This is a genomic window from Mesorhizobium sp. M4B.F.Ca.ET.214.01.1.1, assembly GCF_004791545.1.
Lineage (GTDB): Bacteria > Pseudomonadota > Alphaproteobacteria > Rhizobiales > Rhizobiaceae > Mesorhizobium > Mesorhizobium abyssinicae.
Genome location: NZ_SRUX01000029.1, coordinates 1 through 21,741, shown reverse-complemented (window position 1 = coordinate 21,741; position 21,741 = coordinate 1). Strand labels below are relative to the sequence as shown.

The 21,741-nt window shown below is 60.9% G+C and carries 19 protein-coding genes and 1 pseudogene; 2 read left to right on the top strand and 18 right to left on the bottom strand.

What is annotated here, in order from left to right:
• Window positions 1-38: 38 nt before the first annotated feature.
• Both EN857_RS32580 and EN857_RS32575 read right to left on the bottom strand, forming a co-directional pair.
• Window positions 39-584: a hypothetical protein gene (locus tag EN857_RS32580; protein WP_135859657.1), complete on the bottom strand. Its 546-nt coding sequence runs from the start codon at window positions 582-584 to the stop codon at window positions 39-41.
• Window positions 585-595: 11 nt separating this feature from the next.
• Window positions 596-925, bottom strand: a complete 330-nt coding sequence (locus tag EN857_RS32575) for a hypothetical protein (protein ID WP_135859656.1) — start codon at window positions 923-925, stop codon at window positions 596-598.
• Between the two features lie 166 nt (window positions 926-1,091).
• Between EN857_RS32575 and EN857_RS32570 the strand changes: the two genes are divergently transcribed.
• Complete coding sequence (locus EN857_RS32570; protein WP_135859655.1) at window positions 1,092-1,424, top strand: helix-turn-helix transcriptional regulator; 333 nt, start codon at window positions 1,092-1,094, stop codon at window positions 1,422-1,424.
• 62 nt (window positions 1,425-1,486) lie between these two features.
• Here the strand turns inward: EN857_RS32570 and EN857_RS32565 are convergent, their stop codons facing one another.
• From EN857_RS32565 to EN857_RS32550, 4 genes are all read right to left on the bottom strand, one after another.
• Window positions 1,487-1,858, bottom strand: a complete 372-nt coding sequence (locus EN857_RS32565; protein ID WP_135859654.1) for a hypothetical protein — start codon at window positions 1,856-1,858, stop codon at window positions 1,487-1,489.
• A gap of 224 nt (window positions 1,859-2,082) precedes the next feature.
• On the bottom strand, window positions 2,083-4,950 hold the full coding sequence (locus EN857_RS32560; RefSeq protein ID WP_189521678.1) for a plasmid replication protein, CyRepA1 family: 2,868 nt from the start codon (window positions 4,948-4,950) through the stop codon (window positions 2,083-2,085).
• A gap of 243 nt (window positions 4,951-5,193) precedes the next feature.
• Window positions 5,194-5,844: a hypothetical protein gene (locus EN857_RS32555; RefSeq protein ID WP_135859652.1), complete on the bottom strand. Its 651-nt coding sequence runs from the start codon at window positions 5,842-5,844 to the stop codon at window positions 5,194-5,196.
• Between the two features lie 246 nt (window positions 5,845-6,090).
• Window positions 6,091-7,887, bottom strand: a complete 1,797-nt coding sequence (locus EN857_RS32550) for a recombinase family protein (RefSeq protein WP_281035935.1) — start codon at window positions 7,885-7,887, stop codon at window positions 6,091-6,093.
• Window positions 7,888-7,962: 75 nt separating this feature from the next.
• On the opposite strand from EN857_RS32550, the pseudogene EN857_RS32545 reads away from it, so the two are divergent.
• Window positions 7,963-8,862 (top strand): annotated as a pseudogene (locus EN857_RS32545) (ATP-binding protein); the annotation flags it as partial.
• Window positions 8,863-9,147: 285 nt separating this feature from the next.
• Here EN857_RS32545 and EN857_RS32540 read toward each other — a convergent pair.
• The 12 genes from EN857_RS32540 to lepA all read right to left on the bottom strand — a co-directional run bounded on the left by EN857_RS32540 (window position 9,148) and on the right by lepA (window position 21,372).
• Complete coding sequence (locus EN857_RS32540) at window positions 9,148-11,322, bottom strand: malate synthase G (RefSeq protein WP_135859650.1); 2,175 nt, start codon at window positions 11,320-11,322, stop codon at window positions 9,148-9,150.
• A 243-nt stretch (window positions 11,323-11,565) separates the two neighbouring features.
• A complete protein-coding gene (locus EN857_RS32535) occupies window positions 11,566-13,587 on the bottom strand; it encodes a hydantoinase/oxoprolinase family protein (protein WP_135859649.1) in 2,022 nt (673 codons plus the stop codon).
• Between the two features lie 196 nt (window positions 13,588-13,783).
• Entirely contained in the window at window positions 13,784-14,155 is a 372-nt protein-coding gene (locus EN857_RS32530) for an endonuclease domain-containing protein (RefSeq protein WP_127284815.1), read from the bottom strand.
• 101 nt (window positions 14,156-14,256) lie between these two features.
• Entirely contained in the window at window positions 14,257-14,883 is a 627-nt protein-coding gene (locus EN857_RS32525) for a CDGSH iron-sulfur domain-containing protein (protein WP_135859648.1), read from the bottom strand.
• A gap of 237 nt (window positions 14,884-15,120) precedes the next feature.
• On the bottom strand, window positions 15,121-15,492 hold the full coding sequence (locus EN857_RS32520) for a hypothetical protein (protein ID WP_127284813.1): 372 nt from the start codon (window positions 15,490-15,492) through the stop codon (window positions 15,121-15,123).
• A 90-nt stretch (window positions 15,493-15,582) separates the two neighbouring features.
• The gene (locus EN857_RS32515) at window positions 15,583-15,930 is read right to left on the bottom strand and encodes a hypothetical protein (protein ID WP_135859647.1); all 348 of its coding nucleotides are present in this window, start codon (window positions 15,928-15,930) and stop codon (window positions 15,583-15,585) included.
• A 202-nt stretch (window positions 15,931-16,132) separates the two neighbouring features.
• Window positions 16,133-16,612, bottom strand: a complete 480-nt coding sequence (locus tag EN857_RS32510; RefSeq protein WP_135859646.1) for a hypothetical protein — start codon at window positions 16,610-16,612, stop codon at window positions 16,133-16,135.
• Window positions 16,613-16,821: 209 nt separating this feature from the next.
• Window positions 16,822-17,331, bottom strand: a complete 510-nt coding sequence (locus EN857_RS32505) for a hypothetical protein (RefSeq protein ID WP_135859645.1) — start codon at window positions 17,329-17,331, stop codon at window positions 16,822-16,824.
• 10 nt (window positions 17,332-17,341) lie between these two features.
• Window positions 17,342-17,848, bottom strand: coding sequence for a hypothetical protein (locus EN857_RS35010; protein ID WP_189521677.1), 507 nt, complete (start codon window positions 17,846-17,848; stop codon window positions 17,342-17,344).
• A 97-nt stretch (window positions 17,849-17,945) separates the two neighbouring features.
• Complete coding sequence (locus EN857_RS32490) at window positions 17,946-18,944, bottom strand: hypothetical protein (RefSeq protein ID WP_135859644.1); 999 nt, start codon at window positions 18,942-18,944, stop codon at window positions 17,946-17,948.
• A 15-nt stretch (window positions 18,945-18,959) separates the two neighbouring features.
• Window positions 18,960-19,217 (bottom strand): hypothetical protein, encoded by a 258-nt coding sequence (locus EN857_RS32485; protein ID WP_135859643.1) that lies wholly within the window; start codon window positions 19,215-19,217, stop codon window positions 18,960-18,962.
• Window positions 19,218-19,566: 349 nt separating this feature from the next.
• Entirely contained in the window at window positions 19,567-21,372 is a 1,806-nt protein-coding gene (lepA, locus tag EN857_RS32480) for a translation elongation factor 4 (RefSeq protein WP_135859642.1), read from the bottom strand.
• Between the last annotated feature and the right edge of the window lie 369 nt (window positions 21,373-21,741).

Below are 21,741 nucleotides of genomic sequence, written 5' to 3'. Positions count from 1 at the left end.
GGTGAACTTCAGATGGAAGTTTCAGCAGGCGTCGCAAGTTAGAACTTCAGGCCCTTACCCGATCCGGGTTTGATCTCGACCATGACCTCAAGCTTCCAGCGGGCGCAATCTTCCTTGATACGGAACTGCTCGCCTTCTGACGTTCTGCCCTTGAACAGCAAGGGCTGAGCGTCCTTGCACATCGGATCAGGGATAATCTCCATCTCCGCAGAGCCACCAAATCGATCAATGAACGCCTGCGTAACCTGACGTATCCCAAGGCCTTCACCGCCGAAGAAGCATGAGGCGAACAACATCGATTCGATTTTCTGATCGCCGTTGAACGTGATCCAACCGCAGGCATTATCGCCGTCCTTGATCGTGGCCTGCTTGGCGTTGCCATCAGGGTTAAACACAGGAGGCCCCCAACTTACTGTGACACCTTCAGCCTTCGCTCTGTTGTCGACCTGATCGGGTGTATCCGACACGGTGAATCCGCGAAAGCTGCTGTCAGCGAACGCCGGGTTCGATATCGCGACGGCCATTGCGATTAAGACGGTTCGGGAAACGCAGCTACGGAGGAATGCTGAGGAGAGAATGGTCATCCGGCCAGCTCTCAGTAGTAATATCGCTTGTTTCGGAAGAGGTACATAAGGACGTACACGGGGATCCAAAGGCCGCTGGTTATGATCGACAGGAGGATGTGGAACCAGTGGGGGAAACGCCTTAGCATCCCGGTTCCAGAAGCAGCTGCGGCTGCAGCAGCCCCGCCGCCGGCATTCATGAACACCTGGGGGCTGTTACGCTGGCTTTTCAGAAGCTCGATTTCCCGCATCTGCGGATCGAGGATTTCCCCGCAGTGCTTGCATTTCTTGGACTTCGCATTGATCGGCTCCGCACAATACGGGCAGTCGATCGTAGCGGCTGGCAAAACGGCTTCTTCCATGGATTACCCCTTCTCACCCGGTTTTTTGGGCGGCCCTTACGCGGGGATAGCGATACCCTCGCAAACCTGAGCAATCAACAAAAACTGGTAGATCTCTACGATTTATTTCCAATTGATCGTAGCAACCTAGGTTCACCGATATCAGCAGGCAGCGCACATCTGCGACATGTCTGCGATCGACAATTTCGGCATGATTCTGAAGGAGCTACGGAAGCTTCGTGGGCTGACGCAGGATGATCTTGCGTCTCGCACGGGCAGATCGCTTGACGCCGTTTCGCAGTGGGAGAGGGGTGTCAATTGGCCGAGTTTCGAAACCCTAATTCGACTCAGTGAAGCTCTCGATGTTCCGGTCGAGAGCTTCTTCGAGCAGAACACGGCCAAACGGTCAGGTGATCGGCTCAAGAAAGAGGTTGAGGCGCGATTACTGCTAGGTGATTTGACCGACGGCGATCTGGTTGTGGCTGTCGAGCAGCTTCGCGCACTTGCAAACCGCCGCTAAAGCGTTGGGCCAGCCCGCATTCCAAAGGGCTGGCCATGTATTGAGCTCGTTATCCTAAGGGCTCAGCGATCCTTCTTGAATCGTGCCCGGACCTGCTCGGAAACAGTCGCGAGCTGGCTGTCGAACGTACCTTCGATCGCAGCCTCACGTGCCTTCTTGAGCGCATCGACGACGCCGGTCATGTCAGCGCATGCTATCGCATGCTTGCCTTTGGCAAGCTCCAGAGGAACCTTGCCATATTTGATAGACAGCGTCGGCTTGCCGTCCAGATCGATAGTCCACCAGCGGCCACGGAACTTCCGGCCGACGTTTTCCGGCTCCGCCATATAAAGCTGATGGTCGATCTGCATGATCAGCCTTTGCCGACGCTTGGATGCCGGGTCCGTCGGTGCCTGCTTCGGGGCTGCGACCAGTTTCAATCCTTCGAATGCCATTGCGATCTCCTTCCGTTGATGATCGACAACGGCGTCCCGTCAGATGGCTGAGAAGGTCAACGAGATAGTCGACTGCAAAACGATGCACGCTTAAAAGGGGCTAGCTAAGCTGGTCATTCCCTCAAAACAATCGATTCAAATTTCATCCCCCAATCCGATTTGGTTCCGGGGGGATAGGGAAATCGACCGTTTCTCTTAAAAAGTTGGCTATTTTATCAGATCCTCTAACGAGACGAATTCACTTCATCTCCGTATTCGATCGAGCTTTTCGCACGAATCCGCATTAGTTTTGTCAAACCACTAAGTTTTATGTCATCAATCTTGTAGTAGACCGGCCTAGATCCATTCGACCCGGTCCTTCTCTGCTTTTTCAACGGCAAAAACACCTGTTTTAACAGGTCGGACAAGATCTTCGTCTCGTTCTCCATGACAACATTACCGAATTTCCGCTGAAACTGCGCTTCAAAAACGGCATTGTTCCGCGATACATAATCACGGAAGTCCACGAGGTCACTTCTATGAAACCAAATGCCTGGTTTGAATTCTCGACCATCGAAGATTGGGGTGAGAGAGAGCGCCTGCCGCAGCAGAAAAGCTTTCACCTTGTGGTCGGGCGTGATCAAGGGTGCAGCGCCGCCGGATTCAAGGCGATCTTTCAGCAGCTCACTGTCAATATGGACATATCTTGTGTCGAGAAGCTGCTCTAACGCACGCACCTTCTCCCGCAGTCGCGATTCTTTATCCAATTCGATCAATCCCGGAAAGATATCGCGGCGATAGAAGCGCTCGAGGTGAGCCCTTCGGATACTGTCTGCTTCCTGGAGTGTGAGCTTGTCGCCTGAACGTTTTTTGCTGTTTAGCAATTCGATTTCATAGTCTGAGAGCTTTTGCGAGTTCATCAAACGTTCAACGTACCGGTCGTGCGCCTCGGTCTTGCCTCCCGAAAGGTAACTTCCACCCAGTTCCGACATGCCGGCATCGGTGGCGACGTAATTGATATGCCAGCCACTCCGACGTTTGTACTCCAGAAAATTGTCCCGAAACCTATTTTTTGATGCTCGCTGTAGCGCATAAACCGGCAGTGCGAGCCTCACTAGGTCATCCTGGTGTCTAAATAGGTCGAGCCCGGCGTCTGGATCGTCATCAACAAGGTATGAGAATATCTTGGAATCACGCAGCTCCATTGAGATAACATCGACGTCTGTGTCGAAGTTTTGAATCTCGGGAGTCAGAAAGAGCTTGACGCTGCCGGGGTCACGTACCCGAGCTAGTTGTTGATCACAGTCAAGATGACTTGTCGTAATCGAGGGAAAAATCCCGTACACGATATCGAAGTACTTTTCGTTGTTGTCGAATCTAATATCAACGCCTGAACTGAGAGCTGGCGACGACAGGACCAATTGATATCGGCGAGATTGTGCCGTTGGATCGGCAATGAAAGCTGCGGCTGCATCCCCACTAGTGCGAGCCGTATCGGCAGTGATGCTAACGAATTTGATCTCAGGGTCGTTCAGTGCAACGGCTGCAGATAGGCTATCCACAAACGCTTTATTGTTCGAGACAACGTAGCACCGCTTTTTGTCCCGAAGGTTCGTAACCAGATCGCCAATGATATGATTGGACGATTGGAACAATTCGGCCGGTTGAGGGGCCGGGACGTGTTGGTTCAAAAAGATTGAGACGTCTCGGGTCGTGCGTCGATTGAACCAGTCGGCGATAAATCCAAAGGACACCCACGATAGGTCCGCATCCAACGCTAGGACGTTTGACGCCCTACTGATGATGCTAATTAGGTCGCGCAAAATGGCAGGTCGCTTGTCCGCCATGGTCTCCGAGAAAAAATGCGCGAGCACCTGCTCGGACTCGTCGATCAAGACATAATCGTAGGGCTTCTTCAAATCGATCGTGCGGAGGCTGTCTAAGCATACACCGAAGCGAGCTTGACTCGACGCACTACCCTTCGACTTGCTGTCCAGATAGCAGTCGAGCCGCAATTTACGACACATCGCCCTAATCAGGGATCTCCGATGGCCGACGAGAAGAATTCGAGCCGTGGGATCCGCCGCGACTAAGCGCTGGAGTGCCGTGGTTTTGCCCGAGGATTTCGGGCTTTTGACAAACGTTAGGCCAGCGTCTGGTCTCAGCGCCGGTAGGAATTCCGTATTCATTATGATCGGGATAGCGCGAGCAAATGCTGACTTTGCCGCATCAGGAACCCATTCAGGAGTCTCTGGCCTCTCCCCGCTATACGAGCGCAGCACGCCCGCTTCGAAGCCATGAAAATCATAGCCTGGTACATTGCCGCATTCGGCGAACACCTTTTTGCAGACGAAACAGTAGATGTTTCGCCGGCCCTTCTTGGTAATGTTAAAGATTGCCGACGGGTTCTCATCGTCGTGAAACGGGCAGAGAACCGACGTCTTTTCGCGAATTTCCTTGGCTGGCAGTTTTCGTCCATCTGCTGTCTCGATAATCTGATTGAGATCAAGGCCCCCACGGGAAGAGCCGGCGGCTGTGGGCGAAATGAATTCGCCTGCGGCTCTCTCCTCCTCGCGGAGCGCTTCAGTAATCAGTTGGTTTGCGAACTCGGCAGAAAGGCCATTGTTAAACAGCCAGATATCCGCATCGGTGTTGCCATAACATAAGCTCGCGGCAGTGGTCATTGCACGATCCCCTGAGAGCCGCGCCGCCAAACCCGATGCCAGCGCTTCTATTTCAAGTAGGGACCGTACTGGCTCTTCCAGCGCGAAGGCGATGCGAAATCGGTGAGCTTCGGACGTGTGACTGTGGGTAGTATAAACGATTGTCGCATACTTGCGGACCAGTTCTTGCTCAAACGCTTCATCAAGCGCCATCCCACGGTCTATGTCCACCGACACGACGTTGGCCTCGATGAAAGTCTTTTTCGAGCGTTGGTTGCCCTGGAACACGTAGGAATACGCAAAGCCAGACTTTATCCGATCCGCGAGTTCCGTCGGGCTGAGCGTATTTGGCTGAAAGTGGTTGTAGTTGCTCTTGTTTTTCGAGCTATTCTTGTTGATGAGGCGTTGATTGATTGAGACGTGGAGCGGTTTGGATAGCCAATCTGTCACGGATCGCGTCCTGTGCGTTTCGACGAGCAACGAGCGCCCTGGAGATGTCCGGGGCGGCGCTAGTGAAATCCACGGAGACATGCTTAGTCGGGTGGCTCCGAAAGCTTGGTTGGCAACGTCTGCGACCTGATCGGATTGGGAATTATAAGCGGCGGATCGTCGGGATCGATCGTGCTGGAAAATGTTTGCTCGTTAAGCGTGCCCAAGCTGACCCCCATGCTGGTTGCCAGCAGATAATCAAGTTCAGGCCGATTTTCTAGACGGCAGCACCCTGAAATCGTCACCCACCAAAAGCTCCGAATTGTTGTGCCCTATGAATTTCGCCAGGTACGAAGTGGCACGACCCTCACCCGTCGAATTTCGATGGTCGTGATCCAGAACCTGGATATCCATCTCCCTTATCGAGAACCGTTCCTTGAAAGCTAGGAATCGTTCTTTGTCGGCGATCAGTTTTCGAAAGCCCTCTCGGACCTGATCCGTGAAAATCCAGATCGAATGGATATGGGGGTTTTCCAGCTCTCCCATCGATTTCCAGTATCTGGATCCGTTCATGTCCAGGCAACCGATGGCTAATGGCTTTGATGGATCGAATGACGGTCGGTGGTAGTTTCGTCCGATCAGTTCCCGGCACACGTAGTTGTATACGTCGGTGAACGTATCCAGCTCTGATTTCGCCTTCGGATTGTCGATCAAGGCGGAACCTTCTAGCCGCTGATTGCGACGGCGGTGGTCGAATGAGATCGTGATGAAAGACCCGTTCCGTTTCTTGAATGTTGAGACGGAATCGAACCTGCTTTTGTGCTCTTCGATGAACTGATCGATCCTGTCGTCGAACCACGATGCGTACTGTGATGTGATTGACGTGGGAGAGGGATTTGAGACGGTCTGGAGCATGAGGATTGGGGTTTTTCAAAGGGATATAGACCCATCGGGAACGCGATGGGCGAAAATGGCTTGGGTGTTCGAAGTCGTGCGAGGATAAGCCGTCGGCGCGGCCCGAAAACCGATGTCGGATAGAAAACTGAGAAAGAGGGAAAAGCTGTTCTGGAGGTTCTGGATCGAACGATAGCTGGGTAACCGGCCTGCCTATTTATGGCGACGAGACCGCGAGGGCCTTCAGCACGGGATAAAAATCAGCGGTCACTGAGCCGAAGCATGTTCGTCGAATATGTTGTCCCACCCGTCAGACCACCCAATGGGTATCCCGCGATCACTGCCTGAGATTGCGCCGTCTTTGCCGACGAGAACCTCTGCGACGAAACTTGCCGGGTCATCGTTTTTCAGGACCACCCGCCGAGACACGCCATCTGCCAGAACCACGCCAAAGCTTCTGTTGTACCGTTGTGCCTCTCGATCGGATCGTTCGATAAGATCCAAGATCTGGCTGCGCTCTTGGGGATCAATGTCCGCAGCATCCAGCAGGGCAGCGGCTTTGCCTTGCCGAGGTCGTGAGCCCTCGACCTCTAATTTGAGTTCGGTGACGATTTCGCGGAGCCTTGTTGCCAACATGGAACGCTGTGAAAACGCCTCAGGACCTTCCATCTGTTGAAGTTGGTCGATCAAGAGCCGCAGTTCGTCCGGTGAAATCGATTGCTGCTCGCGAATTTCCTGCCGCTGACGATCAACGTCTGCGATCTGCTGCTCGACTGAAACCAACTTGGCTTCGCATTCCCGCAATTTGGCTGTCAGGAACTCGACCGAAATCGCTCCGTCGTCAATCAGCGCATATGTCCGTTCCCGCTTCAGTTCTAGTTCGCTCTTTTTCTCAGCCAAAGCGACCGCACGTTCGTCCAGGATCAGCACCTCGGATTTTTGCGACGACGCCCTGAGCATCTCAGCCAAATCGATCTCTTTGACGAATAGGAAAAACGACCTTTCGAAATCTTGGTAACGCCAAGCCGTCGGAACACAATCCAGGCCGCGCAGAGCATGACTGCATTTCAGATAGGTCCCACCTCCCGGGCCGACGCCTTTGTTTAGAAAATGCATGGCAGAGCCGCAGTACCCGCACGTCGCTAGGTGGGTGAACAGGTTGCGCAACGCGCCGCCCTTGCGTCCTCCACCTTCGATCCTGCGCTTTCCTCGGGCAAATTGTGCTCGAAGAAACAAGTTCTCGTCGACAATTTGTGGGTAATAATCTGGAATCGGATCACCGAGCCGAACCCGCTTTCCGTTCTGCTTAGTATGTGGTTGGAACTCGCCAAGGACCGCCCGGGCCTGGAGAATCTTGGTGACGTATGACTGTACCCATCCGGTTGATCGCCCGAATGCCGGTACCCCAGAATCGTTCAGCCGTCGCGTAATGACGAATGATCCTTGGCCGCTGGCGCTATCCTCGAATATCCTTCTGACGACTTGAGCCCGATCGTCGATGACGTGAAAATTTTTGCGGTCCTCTGATAGCTTCAGCCACGCGGGGCAAAGACCCGTAAGCTTCTTTTCGCTTACGGTCCGTCGTTTGGCGTCCCAGGCAGCGGAAAGCCGCTGGCTTTTCATCTCCGATTCTTCATTTGCACGCGCCATCACAACGATCGACATGATCAGCTGCGCAAATTCTGCCTCGCCTGCCTTATAGAGTTGGTTGTCGGAGAGAGTGACGAGGTTGATCCCGTTGGACGTGATATCGAAGAACAGAGAGACCGAGGCATTCAGTTTTTGGCGGGAAAGGCGGTCGAACGACTCCACCAGTAGGTACGAGCCCTTTGGAATCCTGCCTGCCTTCACCGCATCCAAAAATCTGCCCAGGTTGCCTGAAGACAGGTTGTCTCCCTTGAAGGCAGAGACGCCGATATCCTCTAGCTTGAAGTCTTCAACTAGTTCGAGGTCATGCTCGTCCGCATACTGCTTCGACCTCTCAGTTTGCCTTCGCAAACTGTCGCCCTTTAGCTGGATGTCGGTCGACATGCGGACGTAGGAATAGGCGAATGGCTTTTTCAGGCGAGCCTCCGATTTGAAAACTTAATACCTTACAATGATGGCCGCTTCCAACCGCCATTTCTTATTTTAATCATATACAATATCCTGATGGTCGGGCCTCCAGGTTCTGGAAAGTCGATGCTGGCGCAGCGGCTGCCGTCGATCCTGCCGCCGCTGGCGCCGAAGGAACTTTTGGAAGTCTCGATGATCGCCTCGGTGGCGGGCGAACTCGGCGAAGGCAAGCTCACCGACCGGCGGCCGTTCCGCGCCCCGCATCATTCGGCCTCGATGGCGGCGATGGTGGGCGGCGGCTTGCGGGCGCGGCCCGGCGAGGTCTCGCTCGCCCATCACGGCGTCTTGTTCCTCGACGAATTGCCGGAATTCACGCCGCAGACGCTCGATGCGCTGCGCCAGCCGCTGGAGACCGGCGACTGCGTGATCGCGCGTGCCAACCACCGCGTCACCTATCCGGCGCGCATCCAGCTCATCGCGGCGATGAACCCGTGCCGCTGCGGCATGTCGGGCGAGCCCGGCTATCGCTGCCTGCGCGGCGAGCGCTGCCGCACCGACTACCAGGCGCGCATCTCGGGCCCGCTGCTCGACCGCATCGACCTCAGGATCGAGGTGCCGGCGGTCTCGGCCAGCGACCTGATCCGGCCCGACAAGGCCGAGACCAGCGCTTCGGTGGCGCAGCGCGTGGCGCGCGCCCGCAACATTCAGCGCGAGCGGCTCGAACGGCTTGGCGCGACTATGACCACCAACGCGCATTGCGCGCCTTCGATCATCGAGGAGATCGCGAGACCCGACAGCGCCGGCCTGACTCTGCTCAAGGACGCCAGCGAAAAGCTCGGCTTTTCGGCGCGCGCCTATCACCGCGTGCTGAAAGTGGCGCGCACGCTCGCCGATCTCGACGCCAGCGAGACGGTCGGGCGGATCCATCTCGCGGAAGCGATTTCCTACCGGATGAGCGCGGAGCGCATGGCGCAGGCGGCGTAGTCTAGTCCTTCTCCTCGTTTACGGGGAGAAGGTCCCGGCAGGGGGATGAGGGGCAGCGCCGGCGCTCATCCAGCCCCGGTGCAGCCGCCCGTCTTCATTTGGGGTCGCAAAGGGCATGTAGAGTGGCGCGGAATCCGATGGCCGTCGCGCCGCCCCTCATCTGGCTGCCGCCATCTTCTCCCCGTTAACGGGGAGAAGGACGCTCTCGCCAGTGGTTTCGCCAATCATCAAGGCCGCAGGCGCGTGCCACCCGAGCCGGCGGCATGAACCGAAACGGCCGCCACCCTACTCGGCCTTGTTCCGCGCCTTCAACTCCAGCCGCCGCGCGTGCAGCACCGGCTCGGTGTAGCCGTTTGGCTGGACCGTTCCCTTGAACACCAGGTCGCAGGCGGCCTGGAAGGCAATTGAATTGTCGAAATCCGGCGCCATCGGCCGGTAGAGCGGATCGCCGACATTCTGGCGGCCGACGATGGCGGCCATGCGCTGCAGCGAATCCCTGACCTGGATTTCCGAGCACACCTTGTGGCGCAGCCAGTTGGCGATGTGCTGCGAGGAGATGCGCAGCGTGGCGCGGTCCTCCATCAGGCCGACATCGTTGATGTCAGGGACTTTCGAGCAGCCGACGCCCTGGTCGATCCAGCGCACGACATAGCCCAGAATGCCTTGCGAATTGTTGTCGAGCTCGCGCTGGATCTCGTCCGGCGTCCAGTTCGGCCGCACCGCCACCGGGACCGACAATATATCGTCGAGCCTCGCCTTCGGCCGGCTCTTCAGCGCCACTTGGACGGCATGCACGTCGACCTTGTGGTAATGCGTGGCATGCAGCGTCGCCGCCGTCGGCGACGGCACCCAGGCGGTGTTGGCGCCGGCCTTGGGATGGGCGATTTTTTGCTCGAGCATCGCCGCCATCAGGTCGGGCATCGCCCACATGCCCTTGCCGATCTGGGCATGGCCGGCAAGCCCGCACTCCAGTCCGGTGTCGACGTTCCAGGCCTCGTAGGCGGAAATCCACGCGGCCTGCTTCATGTCGCCCTTGCGGATCATCGGGCCGGCTTCCATCGAGGTGTGGATCTCGTCGCCGGTGCGGTCGAGGAAGCCGGTGTTGATGAACACGACGCGCTCGCGCGCGGCGCGGATCGCCTCCTTGAGGTTGACGGTGGTGCGCCGCTCCTCGTCCATGATGCCCATCTTGATGGTGTTTTTGGCCATGCCGAGCAGGGCCTCGACGCGGTCGAAGATCTCGACGGCGAAGGCGACTTCCTCCGGCCCGTGCATCTTCGGCTTCACCACATACATCGAACCGGCGCGGGAGTTGGCGCGGCGGCCGCTGGCGCCGACATCGTGCAGCGAAATCAGCGCCGTCAGCGCTGCGTCCATAATGCCTTCCGGCACTTCATTGCCGTCGCGGTCGAGAATGGCCGGGTTGGTCATCAGGTGGCCGACATTCCTGACCAGCATCAGCGAGCGGCCGGGCAGCGTCAGCGCGCCGCCGGAGGGCGCGGTGTAGGCGCGATCAGGGTTCAGCTTGCGGACAAAGCTCTTGCCGCCCTTGCTGATCTCTTCGGCGAGATCGCCCTTCATCAGGCCGAGCCAGTTGCGGTAGACGACGACCTTGTCCTGCGCATCCACGGCGGCGACCGAATCCTCGCAGTCCTGGATGGTGGTCAGCGCCGATTCCAGGATGACATCGGCAATCCCCGCCGGATCGGTGCGGCCGATCTGGTTGGCGCGGTCGATGCGAATCTCGATATGCAGGCCGTTCCTGACCAGCAGCACCGCTTCCGGGTTGTCGGCATCGCCGCGATAGCCGGCGAATTGCTTGGGATCGGCCAGTGTGGTAACGCCGGCGCCCTCGCCCAGCCGCAGCATGCCGTTCGCCACCGACAGCCCGTTGACGCCGGCCCATTTGCCTGACGTCAGCGGCGCCGATTGGTCGAGGAAATCCTTGGCCCAGGCGATCACCCTGGCGCCGCGCGCCGGATTGAACCCCTTGCCCTTTTCGGCGCCGCCGGTCTCGGGAATGGCATCGGTGCCGTAGAGCGCGTCATAGAGCGAGCCCCAGCGGGCGTTGGCGGCGTTGAGCGCATAGCGCGCGTTCATCACCGGCACGACCAGCTGCGGCCCGGCGACGACGGCGATCTCCGGATCGACATTCTGCGTCGAGACGCTGAAGGCCGGGCCTTCCGGCACCAGATAGCCGATCTCCTTCAGAAAGCTCTTGTAGCCCTCCATGTCGATCGGCGCGCCGTTTTCGCGGTACCAGCCGTCGAGCTTTTCCTGCAGGGCGTCGCGTTTTGCCAGCAGCGCCCGGTTCTTCGGCGCCAGCTCGTGGACGATGGCGGAAAAGCCTTCCCAGAATTTTTCCGGCTCGATGCCGGTGCCGGGTGCTGCCTCGGCCGCCACGAAGTCGTGCAGCTCGCGGGCGATCTGCAACCCGGCGGTCTCGATGCGGTCGGTCATCAGCACGTCTCCAGCTGTAGGCTTTGCCGGGCCTTTGGCATGTTTGGGGTTACGGGGTCAATTCGGCTTAGGGTGAAGGCGTCCTTCTCCCCGTTCGCGGGGAGAAGGTGGCGGCAGCCGGATGAGGGGCGGCGCGACGTTACGCAAAGTAGGCGGTGCTGCGAAATCACGTTGGTCGGCGCCGCCCCTCATCCGCCCTTCGGGCACCTTCTCCCCGTGAAACGGGGAGAAGGAAAGGGCGCCTCACACCGCAATCCGCGGCCGTCCCGATGCCACCGCCACCACATGCGCCTCGATGAACATGCGCTGGCTTTCGACGGTCGAGACCTTGAGCTCGGTGGCGACGTCGATCTCGGCGTTGTCGGTGCCGGCTTCCTTGGCACGCTCGGCAACGATTGCCCGCACGTCGGCTTCGGCCGCGGCGATCGCCTTCGCCTCGTCGGTGAAGTCGCGCACCGTTTGGCCCGAGGCGAGGCGGAACAGGCCTTCCTTCGGCTGGCTGATCCGGGCCTCGGCCGAGACGCGGACCTGGCCGACGACGGCGCCGAGCGCATTGGCGACGTCGGTATCGTCCGGCACGACGCAGCCATTGCCGACCAGCCGCGGCAGGCCGGCATAATGCAGCGGCGCCGAGGCGCCGAGGCCGATGACCGGGCGGTCGAGCGCGACGCTGAGGCGGGCGATGCCGGGATGGGCGTCGACGGCGCGCTGCACCAGCGCGTGCGCGACCGCGGCGGCGCCGTCCAGCCCATCCTCGGTGAAGGCGGTTTCGAGGATGTATTCGGCCGACCAGCGCGTCAGCGTCACCAGCACGCGTTCGGCGAGCGCTTCCGGCGTCGCGGCGATCGCCTGGCCGCGGCCGTCGCGCTTGCGGGCGAACAGCTCGGCGCCGAGGCGCGCGGTGTCGGCATGCCAGTTGGCCTGCTTGCCGAGCACATGGGCAGCGTCCGACGGCGTGAAGCCGCAGATATGCACGAGGCCGCGCGCCACCAGCCGGTTCAGCGTAGCGTTCTGGGCGTTGGAAGAGAGCAGCCGGTCGAGCGCCAGCGGGGTGGCGCCGATCGCCTCGTAGAGTTTTGCTTCCGGCGCCGTCAGGCCCGCTGCAAGCCTGTCCGGCACGCCGGTGCGGACGGCGAAGCGGCCATCCATGCGGCCGGGGTTCGGCGCCCGCAGCTGCCGCTCCAGCTCCGATGTCACGGCCTCGCCATGCGCCAGGCCGGCCAGCGCCAGCGGCACCAGGCGGCGCGGCCCGAGCAGGATCTTCGGGTTGAGCGCGCCGTCCTCCAGCGCCACTTCGGAATCGCCGCCGAGGCCGAAGGTGCGCATGGCGACCGCCTCGACCATGGTACGGAAGCCGCCGACGGTGGCGCCTTCCGGATCGAGCCGGGGGCGGCCGCTGTCCAGCACCGCGACGTCGGTGGTGGTGCCGCCGATGTCGGAGACGACGGCATCGTCGAGGCCGGTCATGTGGCGGGCGCCGACGAGGCTGGCGGCCGGACCGGACAGGATGGTCTCGATCGGCCGCTGGCGGGCGAAGGCGGCGGAGACCAGCGCGCCGTCGCCGCGCACCACCATCAAGGGTGCGGCGATGCCGCGCGCTTCCAGAAACCCTTCGGTCGCCGCCACCAGCCGGTCGATCATCGAGATCAGCCTGGCGTTGAGCAGCGTCGTCAGCGCCCGGCGCGGGCCACCGAGCTTGGCCGACAGTTCGTGGCTGGCGGTGACCGGCAGGCCCGTCTTCTCGCGGATCAGGTCGCGAGCGGTGACCTCGTGCGCCGGGTTGCGGGTAGCAAAGTAGGCGCAGACGGCAAAGCCCGACACCGAACGCCCAAGCTCCGGCAGTGCGGCCTCGAGGCCGGAGAGGTCGAGCTTGGCCGCGTTGCCGTGCACGTCATGGCCGCCGGGGCAGAACACCACCGGATCGGTGCCGAGCGCCGTCTTCAGCCCGTCACGGGCAAGGTCGGCTTCGGAAAAGCCGATCATGATCAGCGCCACGCGGCCGCCCTGGCCCTCGACCAGCGCGTTGGTCGCCAATGTGGTCGACATCGACACCAGCTTGATCGAAGCCGGATCGGTGCCGGCCTTCTCCAGCACCGCGTCGACCGCGCCGGAAATGCCGACAGCGAGATCGTGGCGTGTCGTCAGCGCCTTGGCCTTGGCAAGCACCTTGCCCTTCGGCCCACCCTCCTCCGCCCACAGCACGGCGTCGGTGTAGGTGCCGCCGGTGTCGATGCCGAGGAAGAGCGGTATTGGCTTGGCGGTCATTTGAGGGCGGGCGTCCGGGCAAAAGGATTGGTGCCTGCCCTTAGCCGATATGGCGTTGCGGATAAAGCCGGGAGAGATGGGCCAAGGGAGGTGGAGAGCGTGATCTCCCCCCTCGTGGGGGAGATGGCCGGCAGGCCAGAGGGGGGCGCTGTCCCGCCGACCTTGCCGTGATTGCGCCCGTCTCCGGCCAATTCGTTCAGGACGCGCCGCCGAGACCCGCCGCAATCACAATATGCTGACAGACATTGTCGATGTCGCGACTGACGTCATCGTTCCAAAAGCGCAGGACGGTCCAGCCGTCCTGCTCCAGACGCGCTGTCCTTGCTTCGTCACTGACAACAGCATCGGCTTCCGTATGCTGGGAGCCGTCGACCTCGACGACGAGCTTCTTTTGTGGGCAAGCGAAATCGACGATGTAACCGGCGATCGGAAATTGTCGGCGAAAGCCTAGCCCCATCAGCCGGTGCGCGCGAAGCTCGTTCCAGAGCTTCAGTTCGGCTGATGTCATGATCTTGCGCATCGACTTGGCGTTTGCGCGATGTTTTGAAGGCAATGGCGTGTGGGGCATTGTCAATGCTCGTTGGCTATTGAGGTTGGCACTCTACGGCGCCCCCCTCTGTCCTGCCGGACATCTCCCCCACGAGGGGGGAGATTGGCAGCTTCGACCGCCTACCCCACGAACCCCACCCTTTTGTGCGAATTGTCGCAGAACGGCTTGTTGGCCGAATGGCCGCAGCGGCAGAGGAAAACCCGCGTGGTGCGGTCGATCGTGTGGCCGGTGCCGGTGACGATCTCGGCATTGCCTTCGAGCTTGAGCGGGCCGTTGACGGTCGGGGTTATCTTCAGCGGCCCGTCGCGGGCCTCGAGCGCCGGCGTGTCCTTGAGCGGCGGCTCGCCCGTGGCGGTGAAGCCGGCCTTGATATGGGCGTTGTCGCAGAACGGCTTGTTCTGCGACAGACCACAGCGGCAGAGCGTGGCGCGATAAAAGGTCTCGTCGCCGAGCACGATCTCGGCATGCACCGCCAGCGGGCCGTTCTCGCGCACGCGCACGGTGTTGACCACCGGCGGCTTTTCCTGCGGGCCGCCATCCTTGCGGTGATAGGTGATGGCGCCGGACGGGCAGTTCTCCGCCAGCGCCACCACCTTCTCGACGCTGGCCGCCTCGGGGTGGATCCACTCGCCCTTGGCGTTGGGCACGAAGACATGCGGATTGCCGAGCACGCAGTTGCGCGAATGGATGCACCGCTTGCCGGAAAAGGAGACGTCGACCTTCTCGCCTTCGACCGTGCCTGCCATGGGTGGGGTCTCCTCTTGGGTGGAGACAGGCTAGGGCGAGGGTGGGAGGGGCGTCAAGTTGGCTGGAACGCCAAGTCTCCCCCCTTGAGGGGGAGATGGCCGCGAAGCGGCCAGAGGGGGTCGTTGCGCGTGAAGCGCCGACCTTGGCTCTCGCAGGAAGGGCGCTGGCGTTTTACGCGAAGCGACCCCCTCTGTCGCCTTCGGCGACATCGCCCCCACGAGGGGGGAGATTATCGCTCACTCCACCAGGTTGATTTCCTCGGTCTCGCCGCCGCTGCAGGTGTAGCAGCAGTCTTCGCATTTTTCCTTGTTGCCGGGGCCGACGCCCCAATAGGTGCCTTCGTCGCCGTCGACCCAGGCGCCGTAGCAGATCGATTCGCCCTCCTCGCAGGAGATCGGCAGTTGCTTGGTCTCGCCGTCGTCGAGGTAGAAATCCTTGTCATTGCCCGGCCAGACATAGTCGCGGTCCTGGCTGTAGAGCTCGAGCCGCATGGCGTTGGGATGGCCGTTCCTGATCTCGAAGGTGACGTCGCCGGCATGCGCCGCCGGCGCGGCCAGCGTGGCGATGAAGAACGCCGCGGCGATGCGGCGGGCGGTGAAGAAAGTCATGGCAGTCCCCCGAAAGAATCGGCCCCTCGGCCGAGAGTTCGACCATGCCATGCGAGGCTGGAGCGGGGAAGGATTGGTTGGCGCTTTCCCCTACTCCGCCAGGTCGATCGTCTCGGTCGAATGTTCCACGCAGATGAAGCAGCATGAATCACAGGGCTGGTCGTTGTCGGGGCCGACGCCGGCGGAGACCTGGTCGTCGCCGTTGACCCAGGCGCCCCAGCAGATGTTCTCGCCCGGATTGCAGGAGATCGGCACCGATTTCCGCGCGCCGGGACGGATGAGGAAGACCTTGTTGTCGCCCGGCCAGACCGTATCGCGGTCGCGGCTGAACAGTTCGACCGCGACGCCGTCCGAGCGCTTGTTGCGGACGAACACCGACATGTCGGCGGCGTGGGCTGGGCCGGCGATGAGCAGGGCGGCAAGGGCGAGGCGAATCATGACGGCGGGTCCTGGAGAGAGGAGAGTAGAGCATGGGCGGGCGATGCGCGTAATCTCCCCCCTCGAGGGGGAGATGGCCGGCAGGCCAGAGGGGGTCGCGCCCCGCGTGAAGCGCCGAGCCTTGTCGTGACGAAAGGGGGCGCAGGCGTTCCACGCGCGACGACTGTCGCCTTTGGCGACATCTCCCCCTCGAGGGGGGAGATCAGCGACCCACCACCACATGCGGCGCCAGCCGCTCGATCTCCGCGACAATGTCCGGACCGCTCATGTCGAGCGAGTTGATCTCCATGCGCACGGTGTTGCCGCCAAACAGCGCATTGGCCAGCGCGTCGGGCGGCGCCCCGTTGAGCTCGAAACTGACCATGCCCGAGCCCTTGCCGGGGGAGGAGAGGCGCACGCTTTGCACCTTGTCCCATGGCACCAGCACGTCGCCGCGGCGAGCATCGCGGAAGCCGCGCTGGTCCAGGGTGACCTTGACCGAGGTGTCGAAGGCGCCGCGCGCGAAGTAGCCGGCGAAGGCGAGGAAGCCCAGCGCCAGCAGCGCCACGAAGAACACCCGCCCGCCATCGGCGCCGTTGACCAGCCCCTTCAGCGCATAGAAGCCGAAGATCGCCGCCATCAGCAGCGACCCGGCGACGGAAGAGAACTTGTTGGTGGGACTGTTGCGGAGTTCTACGGACATGGGCGTGGCTTTCGAGGTGGGAGTGTAGAGCAACGGCGGGCGGGGCGGCGGCGGTTCTTCCTTCTCCCCTTGTGGGAGAAGGTGGCCTTGCGAAGCGAGGTCGGATGAGGGGTGTTCCAGAAGACACGAACGGCTCATTTCTTCCAACACCCCTCATCCGTCTCGCGCTTCGCGCCGATCCACCTTCCCCCACAAGGGGGAAGGAAGAATCAGCGATTCACCACCACATGCGGCGCGAATTTGCGGATCGCGTCGAGCATGTCGTCGCCGCGCACGTCGAGCGAGGAGACCTCCATGTGCACGATGGTCTTGCCGAAGGGCAGGATCAGGTTCACCACATTGGCGGGCGCGTATTTGATTTCGTCGGGCGGCTCCTCGGTGAGCTCGAAATTGAGCATCGCCGAGCCCTTGCCGGAGGTGAGGCGCACGCTCCTCACCTTCCTCCACGGCACCAGCACGTCGCCGGCGCGGCGGTCCCGAAAACCCTGGCTGTCGAGCACGACCTTGACCGAAGTGTCGAAGGCGCCGCGCGCGAGGAAGAAGCCGAGCCCGAGACACCCCGCGCCGAGCAGCGCGATGACCAGCACATGGCCGCTGTTCGCCCCGGCCGCGATGCCCTGCACCACGCCGAAAGCGAAGATCGCGCCGATCAGCAACGGCCCGATGGCCGGCAGGATTTTTCCCGTTGCGCTGTTGCGGAGTTCGAGCGGCGCGGCCATTTTTTCCCGCTCACCGTTCGGATTTCAGCAGCGTCCAGATCCAGCCGATGAAGGTGAGGACCAGGAACGGATAGCCGGCGGCCGGCAGCGGCGACGAGGTCGGCAGCAGCGGCGCGCCCCACAGGATCATCGCCGCCGAGACGGTGAAGAGCAGAGCGGCGACAAGCCCGGTGAGCCGCGTCCACAGCGCGAAGGTGGCTTGCGCGCTGACCATGACCAGCCCCGCCGCCCACAGCGCAATGCCGCCGACATAGGACGGCACGCTGGCCTGCAGCCCCGCCGCATTGCCGGCCAGGAGCAGGCTTTCGCCGGCGAGGAAAGTCAGGAAGCCGGCCGCGACGAGGTCATTGCCGAGCCGCTGGTATTTCAGGGTGAGGAGTGCCGCCGCGACGACGACGGCCACGCCGTCGATGGTCCACAGCGTCTCGCGCAGCGCATCGCTGGCAACGAAAGTGCCCGCCATGCCCAGCGCGCCGCCGATGGCGAGGCCGATTGCGGCGATCGTGTCCGAGCGCATGTGGTGTCTCCCCAAGCCGGGGAGCAGGATACGCCAAGGTAGGGGGATGGTGAAGGGCGCCGGCGGAAGGTGCTGTGCGCTCCCGATGGAATGTTGTCTACCAAGGAGGTTCGAGCCACTCTTCGATAGGAATATCGTAATCCTCGTCCTGGCCTGCGGACCTGCGGCGCACTCTGGCGGCAAACTCGTGATAGCCCATCTCACCGAACGCGAAAGGTCCCATCAAATCCTTGTATTGGTCAAAGCGCACCCTCGCCTCTGGGATAACAGTAGGTAAGTTTTTGCTTATGAATTTGATGAGAGGAGCATCGGGAGCGTTGCCGAGTGAGATATCGGCAAAGCCCAGTACCCTCTTGTGTCGAGCACGTTCTGACAACTCCGCATCAGCTGTTGGATATCTCTGGCGCAATGTTTCCCATGTTATCAGCCCACAGCGCCGAAACAGGTGCCCCGTGACGTAAGGAATTCGCCGAGCTATGAGGACTGGCACGATGTCCAAAGCGATACATTTTCGGAGAAGCTCTAATAGTTCATCCTGGTTGGGGTACACCCAGGGTCGGGTGTTTTTTACCTCAATGCCAGCCCAGAAGGCGTTTCCCCGCACCAAAAAGTCAAGCTTCTGCTTACCGGCGAGGTGTCGGCCGCCAATGTGCGAGGGTGGTTCTTCCTTTTTATACAATGCGCTATCATCGTGCTCATTGAGGTCGGTGAACCGCCCGAAGTAGTCTAATTCTGCTGTTTGTTCCAACGCGCGCTGTACGGCTATCTCCAGCGTTTGCCCCATACGTTTTGTAAATTTCTCGTCCACAACCTGCAGGTATGTGGGCTCTTGCTCGGCGAGCCTCTGCCTTATCTCGTGCTCTGGCGTGTCAGGCATGTGGTACCATGTGACCCCATGCACCTCACGCGTGGACAAGATGCCCTTTTCGACCAATTCGTTTCGGGCTTCGGTAATTAGGTGAGGGTTGACGCGCTGGCCATAGGGGCCGGCGACGGCGATTTTTTGCTCAAGGGTGCGGGCAAGTGCGATCCCGTGTGTAGCGATCACGCTCACGAGCCGCGTTTTGGCCGTTTCGAGGTGCCCCGCACGGGACATTGACGCGTTCCTCTTTTATTTAGATGTAGAAGTATTGCTCGATCGTTCGTTCAAGGTGCGCTCACCCATCCGGGTGAGGCGATAATGGCCCCGCCCAGTGAGCGGGTTTATGTAGTAGGCGGCTAGGCCGCGACGCTCCAAGGTGCGGTGACTCACCAGATTGCGAATAACTTGGCTAAGGCGGTCGTCGTTTCGGCCTTGGAGGATCTCGAGATCCTCCGCAGTCGGCTCAATCTGTTCACGCAGTTTTTTTGCCAGTTCGGCAGTAGGCATTCCCATCTCCGGATGCTCGGAATCCGCGAGTATTTTCAGGGCGGGTATTACCAAGTCGCTTTCGAATGTCCGCATTTGTGCACTAGATTTGGTCCGAATCCATCCTCGAATCCACATATAATGATTCGAATCCACGGAATCAAGCGAATCTTAACCATGCTTGTTTACCATTTTCGCGAGAGAGGTGTTTCTCGTGTTTCTATCTATAGTTGTGCTTCAGGCAACGCCGCTGCTAATGGGAGGCAAGCATAGTCGGTGCTGCTTCGTGCCTATAGCTCTTGCAAAACGGCCACAGACGCCAACGCGGGCGTCTGTGGCCGTTTGTTGCGGCTAATAAGCTTTTTGCGCCTCAATCCCCCATCTTAAGCGCCTGGATAAACGCCTCCTGCGGGATATCCACCTTGCCGAACTGGCGCATCCGCTTCTTGCCCTCTTTCTGCTTGTCGAGCAGCTTGCGCTTGCGCGAGACGTCGCCGCCGTAGCACTTGGCGGTGACGTCCTTGCGCAGCGCCGAGACGGTTTCGCGGGCGATGATGCGGCCGCCGATCGCGGCCTGGATCGGGATCTTGAACAGATGCTGCGGGATCAGCTCCTTCAGCTTCTCGCACATCTGCCTTCCGCGCTTTTCGGCCGCCGTGCGGTGCACCAGCATGGAGAGCGCGTCGACCGGCTCATCATTGACCAGGATCGACATCTTGACCAGGTCGCCCTCGCGATAGTCGGTCAGGTGATAGTCGAAGGAGGCGTAGCCCTTGGAGATCGATTTCAGCCGGTCGTAGAAATCGAAGACGACCTCGTTGAGCGGCAGATCGTAGGTCAGCATGGCGCGCTTGCCGACATAGGAGAGGTCGGCCTGGATGCCGCGCCTGTCCTGGCAGAGTTTCAGGATGCCGCCGAGATAGTCGTCGGGCGTAAGAATCGTGGCGCGGATCCACGGCTCCTCGATCGAGGCGATCTTGACCACGTCGGGCATGTCGGCCGGGTTGTGCAGCTCCTTCAGCGTACCGTCATTGAGGTTCATGCGGTAGACGACGGAAGGTGCTGTGGCGATGAGGTCGAGGTTGAACTCGCGCTCCAGCCGCTCCTGGATGATCTCCAGGTGCAGCAGGCCGAGGAAGCCGCAGCGGAAGCCGAAGCCAAGTGCTGCCGACGTCTCCATTTCATAGGAGAAGGAGGCGTCGTTGAGGCGCAGCTTGCCGACGGCGGCGCGCAGATCCTCGAAATCGGCGGCGTCGACCGGGAACAGGCCGCAGAACACCACCGGCTGCGCCGGCTTGAAGCCGGGCAGCGCCTTTTGCGTCGGGCGGCGGTCCTCGGTGATGGTGTCGCCGACGCGGGTGTCGGCCACTTCCTTGATCGAGCCGGTGAAGAAGCCGAACTCGCCGGGGCCGAGCTCGTCGACATTGATGCGGGCGGGCGTGAAGACGCCGGTGCGCTCGACCAGATATTTGGCGCCGGTGCCCATCATGCGGATGGTCTGGCCCTTCTTCAGCACGCCGTCGATGACGCGGACCAGCACGATGACGCCGAGATAGGCGTCGTACCAGCTATCGACCAGCATCGCCTTCAGCGGGGCCGATAGATCGCCCTCACGCGGCGGCGGCAGCTGATGGACGATGGCTTCCAGCACGTCGGGAATGCCGAGGCCGGTCTTGGCCGAGATCAGCACGGCGTTGGAAGCGTCGATGCCGATCACCTCCTCGACCTGCTCGCGGATGCGCTCGGGCTCGGCGGCCGGCAGGTCGACCTTGTTCAGCACCACGACGATCTCGTGGTTGTTGTCGATGGCCTGATAGACATTGGCCAGCGTCTGCGCCTCGACGCCTTGCGAGGCGTCGACGACCAGCAGCGAGCCCTCGCAGGCGGCCAGCGAACGCGACACCTCATAGGCGAAGTCGACATGGCCGGGCGTGTCGATGAGGTTGAGGACATAGTCCTCGCCATTGTCGGCGCGGTATTTCAGCCGCACCGTCTGCGCCTTGATGGTGATGCCGCGCTCGCGCTCGATATCCATCGAGTCCAGCACCTGCTCCTTCATGTCGCGCGCCTCCAGCCCGCCGGTGAGCTGGATCAGCCGGTCGGCAAGCGTGGATTTGCCATGGTCGATATGGGCGACGATGGAGAAATTGCGGATGTGGTCGAGGGGCGTCGTCATGCGGCGCGCTTTAGCAGGGGCGGGGTTGAGGGGCAAGCGGGGCGCTGGCTTTGCGGGCCGTGGGGACGGGGAGGGGAAGTGACGGTTGCCGTCGCAGTCGGCGGAGGGCAATTGCTGACGTCGGTGCTGCCCCTCACCTGCCTGCCGGCATCCTCGCCCCGTATAGTGACGGGGAGAGGGGGCGCTGCCATCGCCGATTTCGCCAATCGCCATCGCAGGATGGGTGCCAAGTTCGCGGCCACTGTCCAGCCGATAGATGGGTAACAGAATGGACCGGATACATAGGTAACAGTTCTCCCCCTATGAGTCCGCTGCAGCGCCAAGCGGATTGGTTGGCGCGGCGCTGCAGCGGACAAGCGTCATACGCCT

Bases quoted from the DNA above. Each gene is read 5' to 3' on its own strand.
- EN857_RS32575 (WP_135859656.1), bottom strand. From the start codon at position 925: ATGGAAGAAGCCGTTTTGCCAGCCGCTACGATCGACTGCCCGTATTGT.
- EN857_RS32530 (WP_127284815.1), bottom strand. From the start codon at position 14,155: ATGCCCCACACGCCATTGCCTTCAAAACATCGCGCAAACGCCAAGTCG.
- EN857_RS32570 (WP_135859655.1), top strand. From the start codon at position 1,092: ATGTCTGCGATCGACAATTTCGGCATGATTCTGAAGGAGCTACGGAAG.
- EN857_RS32525 (WP_135859648.1), bottom strand. From the start codon at position 14,883: ATGGCAGGCACGGTCGAAGGCGAGAAGGTCGACGTCTCCTTTTCCGGC.
- EN857_RS32510 (WP_135859646.1), bottom strand. From the start codon at position 16,612: ATGTCCGTAGAACTCCGCAACAGTCCCACCAACAAGTTCTCTTCCGTC.
- EN857_RS35010 (WP_189521677.1), bottom strand. From the start codon at position 17,848: ATGCGCTCGGACACGATCGCCGCAATCGGCCTCGCCATCGGCGGCGCG.
- lepA (WP_135859642.1), bottom strand. From the start codon at position 21,372: ATGACGACGCCCCTCGACCACATCCGCAATTTCTCCATCGTCGCCCAT.
- EN857_RS32565 (WP_135859654.1), bottom strand. From the start codon at position 1,858: ATGGCATTCGAAGGATTGAAACTGGTCGCAGCCCCGAAGCAGGCACCG.
- EN857_RS32515 (WP_135859647.1), bottom strand. From the start codon at position 15,930: ATGATTCGCCTCGCCCTTGCCGCCCTGCTCATCGCCGGCCCAGCCCAC.
- EN857_RS32580 (WP_135859657.1), bottom strand. From the start codon at position 584: ATGACCATTCTCTCCTCAGCATTCCTCCGTAGCTGCGTTTCCCGAACC.
- EN857_RS32505 (WP_135859645.1), bottom strand. From the start codon at position 17,331: ATGGCCGCGCCGCTCGAACTCCGCAACAGCGCAACGGGAAAAATCCTG.
- EN857_RS32555 (WP_135859652.1), bottom strand. From the start codon at position 5,844: ATGCTCCAGACCGTCTCAAATCCCTCTCCCACGTCAATCACATCACAG.
- EN857_RS32520 (WP_127284813.1), bottom strand. From the start codon at position 15,492: ATGACTTTCTTCACCGCCCGCCGCATCGCCGCGGCGTTCTTCATCGCC.
- EN857_RS32485 (WP_135859643.1), bottom strand. From the start codon at position 19,217: ATGCCTACTGCCGAACTGGCAAAAAAACTGCGTGAACAGATTGAGCCG.
- EN857_RS32540 (WP_135859650.1), bottom strand. From the start codon at position 11,322: ATGACCGACCGCATCGAGACCGCCGGGTTGCAGATCGCCCGCGAGCTG.
- EN857_RS32535 (WP_135859649.1), bottom strand. From the start codon at position 13,587: ATGACCGCCAAGCCAATACCGCTCTTCCTCGGCATCGACACCGGCGGC.
- EN857_RS32490 (WP_135859644.1), bottom strand. From the start codon at position 18,944: ATGTCCCGTGCGGGGCACCTCGAAACGGCCAAAACGCGGCTCGTGAGC.